Source organism: Halobacteriovorax sp. (assembly GCF_041587335.1).
Taxonomy (GTDB): domain Bacteria; phylum Bdellovibrionota; class Bacteriovoracia; order Bacteriovoracales; family Bacteriovoracaceae; genus Halobacteriovorax.
This window is the reverse complement of record NZ_JBFGYP010000165.1, coordinates 1-5,269: the sequence shown is the minus strand read 5'-3', so window position 1 is coordinate 5,269 and position 5,269 is coordinate 1. Positions and strand designations below refer to the sequence as shown.

The window sequence follows — 5,269 nt, the reverse complement described above, 5'->3', positions numbered from 1 at the left end:
TTATACTTTGCAATAATGTCTAAGAGTGTAGATTGCCCTAAATCTTCAGGAGCTGTGATTCTTAAAACTCCACTAATTTCCTTCTTACTATCACTTATATGTTCAACTTCTTCCTCTAGCTTATCGATAAGCTTTTGAATTTTTTGATAAAACTCTTTTCCTTCACTGGTTAAGGAGATTTGTCTTGTTGTTCTTCTGATAAGTCCTATTTCTAGCTCTTTCTCTAGTCGAGAAATTGCTCTACTTACTCTTGACTTAGGTTGCTTAAGCGCCTCGGCCGCCTTTGTGAAGCTACCTAATTCTGATACTTTAGCGAATGTTTTAAGTAGGTTTAAGTCCATACTGTTCCTCTGATGAAACAGTATATCTCGATTGTGTCTCCTATTGCAACTCAAGTTCTTGGTCGATAATAAATAAAAAACTAATCTATAAGGAGATTTAAAATGAAGAATTTACTAATAAGCGCACTCACAATTTTCTCACTATCTTCACTTGCTGCAGATGTTGATCTTGCAAAAAGTGAGTTCACTTGGAAAGGAACAAAGGTAACTGGTGAGCATACAGGTAAGTTAAAGCTTAAAAAGGGTAGTGTTGAATTAAATGAGAAAAATATTATCAAGTCGGGAACATTAGTGATTGATATAAACTCTCTTACAGTTACTGATTTATCTGGTGAATGGGCAACTAAGTTTTTAAACCATATGAAGAGTGATGACTTCTTCAATGTTGCAAAATACCCTGAAGCAAAGCTAGAGGTTAAGAGTGATACAGGATCTAAAATTAAAGGTGTTCTTACAATCAAAGGAAAGTCTAATCCTGTTGAGTTTTCATACAAGAAGTCTGGTTCTGAATATGTTGGAGTCTTAACTTTTGATAGAACTAAATTTGACATGGTTTATGGTTCTGGAGATTTCTTCAAAAACCTTGGAGATAAAATGATCCACAATGATGTGACTTTAAACTTTAAATTAGTACTTAAAAATTAATTTTTAAAAAGGGAGATATGTCAGTGACAAAAGTAGTTAAAGTTTTACAAAATAGTAGAAAACATTGGGTTGGTGATGGGTTCTATGTAAGCACACTATGGAGTCCTGGCACATCTATCTACAAGTATACAAATCCCTTTTTAATGCTTGATTTTGCAGCACCAATGAACTTTTCTCCCACTTCTAAAAGAAGGGGAGTAGGTGTACATCCTCATAGAGGTTTTGAAACTGTTACTTTTGCTCTCGAAGGAGAAGTTGAACATCGAGACTCAAGTGGAGGAGGAGGAATCATTAAGCCAGGGGGAGTTCAGTGGATGACAGCTGCCTCTGGAGTAGTTCATGATGAGTTTCATTCAGAAGAATTCTCACAAAGAGGAGGAGACTTCTCAATGATTCAATTATGGGTAAATCTTCCTGCAAAACTTAAAATGAGTGAGCCAAAGTATCAAGGCGTAGAAGCTAGGGATTTTCCTGTCGTAAAGGAAAAGAATCATGAAGTAAAAGTGATAGCAGGAAAATACAAAGGTGTAGAAGGCCCATGTTCTACTAATAGCCCAATAAATATCTTAGAAGTTAATTTTTCAAAAAGCGGATTATTTAAATATAGTTGTGCAGATAATATGACAACAATTGCTTTAATCATCAAGGGCGAGGTTGTTATTTCAAATCAGAAATATGCTCCTGAACAGGGACTAGTGCTAGCAAAAGATGGAGAAGAATATGAAGTCCCTGCCGTAAATGGCTCTAAGTTATTAATATTAAGTGGAGAGCCAATCGATGAGCCTGTAGAGTCTTATGGGCCTTTTGTGATGAATACTAAAGAAGAGCTGGTCCAAGCTGTAGAGGATTTTAATGCAAATCGTATGGGGAATTTGTCATAGTCGATGATTTAATTTTTTGATACTCTCTGCAAATGAGAAATGAAAGACTACATTCAATATTAAAGGATACTTTTGGGCACCAAGAGTTTCGTTTAGAACAATTCAATATAATTAACTCAATATTAGATGGTAACGACACTTTAGCAATAATGCCTACCGGTGGTGGTAAGTCTATGTGCTTTCAAGTTCCGGCCCTATATCTTGAGGGAGTGACTGTAGTAATTTCTCCACTTATTTCTCTTATGAGTGATCAAGTTGCAAATCTTTCTAATAATGGTGTTTCTGCTTGTTACTTAAATTCAAATCAAGATCAAGATGAAAGAACCCAAGCGCGAGAGAGAATCCTTAGCGGAGAGGTTAAATTAGTCTATGTTTCTCCTGAAGGAATTCTTTCTGGTGGAATTTCGAACTTCCTTCAAAATTTAAATATAAGTCTTGTTGCAATTGATGAAGCTCATTGTGTATCTCAATGGGGGCATGAATTTAGACCTGACTATACACGTCTAGGAGAGTTAAAGAATATATTTCCTAATATTCCTATTCTTGCTCTAACAGCGACAGCAGATGAGAAGACTAGAACTGACATTACTCATCAATTAAGAATGGATTCACCTAATATATTTATATCTTCATTTGATAGAGCAAATATTAAATATACAATTCTTGAAAGAGAAGATGAAATAAAGCAATTAGATGAATTTATAAATAAGAATCATAAAGGTGATACAGGTATAGTCTATTGTCTTTCACGAAGAAAAGTTGAAGCTGTTTCTAAAAAACTTAGAGAGAGAGGGCATCAGTCTTATGCCTATCATGCAGGCCTATCAAGAGAGCAAAGAGACTTTGCACAAAAGACATTTAGCAATGAAGAAAATGTTGTAATTGTCGCAACAGTTGCTTTTGGAATGGGGATTGATAGACCGGATGTGAGGTTTGTTGCTCACTTGGATCTACCTAAGAGTGTTGAGAGTTATTACCAAGAAACTGGTAGGGCCGGAAGAGATGGTCTGGCTGCAAATGCTTGGATGGTTTATGGGCTACAAGATGTTATAAAGCTATCTCAAATGCTCGAGACGACTGAAGCACATGAAAATTATAAGAAAGTAGCAAGAGCAAAGCTAGACTCTATGCTTTCTATTTGTGAGACGACAAAGTGTCGTAGAAACTTCCTATTACAATACTTTGAAGAGGAGAGTCCTCTAGAGTGTCATAACTGCGATACTTGTTTACACCCTGGTGAGACATGGGATGGAAGAGTTGATGCTCAAAAAGTTCTATCAACGATTTATAGAACTGAGCAGAGATATGGTGCAGGGTATATTGTTGATGTATTAAGAGGAAGTAAGAACGCGAAAGTCGAAGAGCGTGGACATGAGAAGCTCTCTGTTTATGGAATAGGAAAAAGTGAAACAAAGTCACATTGGAACTTAATAATTAGGCAACTGCTCAACTTGAAGTATATATGCATTAAGAACTGGGAATATAGAACCCTAGGCCTAATGAAAAAAAGTGAAGGTCTTTTAAAAGGTGATGAAGAGTTTTTACTCAAGAAGAGAAAAATAACACTTAGATCAACACCGCAAAAGGTTCAAAGTAGTCACGAAAGAAACGATTTATTTGAAGAACTTAGAAAAGTTAGAAAACTAATTGCTAAAGATAATGGCCTTGCTCCCTATATGGTTTTCGGAGATAAGTCTCTACATGATATGTGTCAAATACTTCCAAGATCAAAAGATGAATTTCTAATGGTAAACGGAGTAGGCAGTAGTAAGTGTGAAAAGTATAGTGATGTCTTCCTAAAAGAGATTAATTCTTATATTTCAAAGAGTTAATCTTTAAAGAACTTATTAACGACTCGTACAAAATCATTCACCTTTACAGGCTTACTTATAAAGTCTTTCATTCCCGAGTCATAGCTGGCCTGAACCTCTTCTTTCATTGCTGAAGCACTTACAGCTACAATAATAGGGGCGTCCTCTTGATAAGTTTCTATTATTTGTCTAGTCGCTTCAAGACCATCAAGCTTCGGCATATGACAGTCCATAAGTATAAGGTCATATTTTTTACTCTTTAGCTTCTCTAGAGCTTCTAGTCCATTCTCTGCGAGATCGTGCTTGAGTCCTAACTTTGAAAGCATTTTCTTTATTACAATTTGGTTTATTTTATTATCCTCTGCAACAAGAATACTTATTTCCATTCCTTTTTTACTGAGGTCATGAGTTTGGGAAGATGTATTTTTCTGTAATGAAAGATCTTGATTTTGAGATTTTTCTAATGGAAGTACAATAGTGAATTTAGTTCCTACTCCTTCTTCACTTTCAAAAGATATTTCTCCCTCTAGTAATTCAGTCAGTGCTTTAGTTATAGCAAGACCAAGGCCTGTCCCTCCAAATCTTCTTGTCGTTGAGATATCTGCCTGCATAAAGGATTTGAAAATTTTATCATGAGAGTCTTTTGGAATACCTACACCAGTATCTTCAATTGTTATTTTTATTTTTTGTTGATCACTATCAAGAGGTTGCTCTTCTTTTTCTACTCTTATTTCTATTTTTCCATTCTTGGTAAACTTATTAGAGTTTCCAATAATATTTAAAAGAATCTGTCTAATTTTAATACGATCAGAGGAGTATACTTTTTCAGTTCCCTCTTCCCAGTGTAGTAAGATGTCATTCTTATTTTCAGATGAACTCTGCATTAGGTTCTTTATTTGAATGATCTCATCATACAAGTCAAAAGTAGTTATTTCTTTTTCTAGCTCGCCTGACTCTATTTTAGAAAAATCTAATATATCATTAATGATTCGCAGTAGGTCTTCACTACTTTTTTTAATAATATTTAGATATTCAATATTTTCCGCTTTTTCAACTTTCTCATAGAGTAGGGATGAAATACCAATGATACCATTTAACGGTGTCCTAATTTCATGACTCATGTTAGCAAGAAAGCTTGATTTTACTTCATTTGCTTTAATTAATTTCTGTGTTCGCTCTATTACTTTTTTCTCAAGGTCTTCGTTAGACTTTATTAGCATTGACTCTGACTTCTCAAGTTTATCCTTTATAAGCCTTAAAGAATTCTCTTTACCTGTTATTATAAGTAGAAATGATGAGAATATACTTAATACGAAGAGTCCTCCTGAGAGCACGTACCAAGCGTACCATGTTTGATTAGAAAGATTATACTGATCTGTTTGTATGAGTATTAGTTTCCACTTTCTGTTTTTAAAATTGAAATTATAACTTCCAGATATAAAGCCTTTGCCTTTACTAAATTTATTTTTCAATTTATCATCAAACTTTTTGTCCTGATATCTATCTTCATTAGAGTAAACTATAGAGTTATTACTATTTATAAGTAAGATTTCAAGACCATCAAGATCACTATTTGCGAGCATTTCTTTAA

At 34.5% G+C, this 5,269-nt stretch carries 5 protein-coding genes; 3 read left to right on the top strand and 2 right to left on the bottom strand.

Annotated features, from left to right (window positions below; all coding sequences use genetic code 11):
- A partial coding sequence (locus tag ABX784_RS15265; RefSeq protein WP_372655926.1) for a LysR family transcriptional regulator occupies nucleotides 1-341 on the bottom strand: 341 nt, incomplete at its 3' end.
- A 102-nt stretch (nucleotides 342-443) separates the two neighbouring features.
- Here ABX784_RS15265 and ABX784_RS15260 point away from each other — a divergent pair.
- From ABX784_RS15260 to recQ, 3 genes are read left to right on the top strand one after another with little or no spacing between them, the layout of a single operon-like run.
- The gene (locus ABX784_RS15260) at nucleotides 444-986 is read left to right on the top strand and encodes a YceI family protein (RefSeq protein ID WP_372655925.1); all 543 of its coding nucleotides are present in this window, start codon (nucleotides 444-446) and stop codon (nucleotides 984-986) included.
- Between the two features lie 17 nt (nucleotides 987-1,003).
- Nucleotides 1,004-1,867 (top strand): pirin family protein, encoded by an 864-nt coding sequence (locus tag ABX784_RS15255; protein ID WP_372655924.1) that lies wholly within the window; start codon nucleotides 1,004-1,006, stop codon nucleotides 1,865-1,867.
- A gap of 32 nt (nucleotides 1,868-1,899) precedes the next feature.
- A complete protein-coding gene (gene recQ / locus ABX784_RS15250) occupies nucleotides 1,900-3,699 on the top strand; it encodes a DNA helicase RecQ (RefSeq protein WP_372655923.1) in 1,800 nt (599 codons plus the stop codon).
- Here recQ and ABX784_RS15245 read toward each other — a convergent pair.
- The coding region (locus ABX784_RS15245) for an ATP-binding protein (protein WP_372655922.1) at nucleotides 3,696-5,269 on the bottom strand (1,574 nt) is incomplete at its 5' end. The genes recQ and ABX784_RS15245 overlap by 4 nt on opposite strands.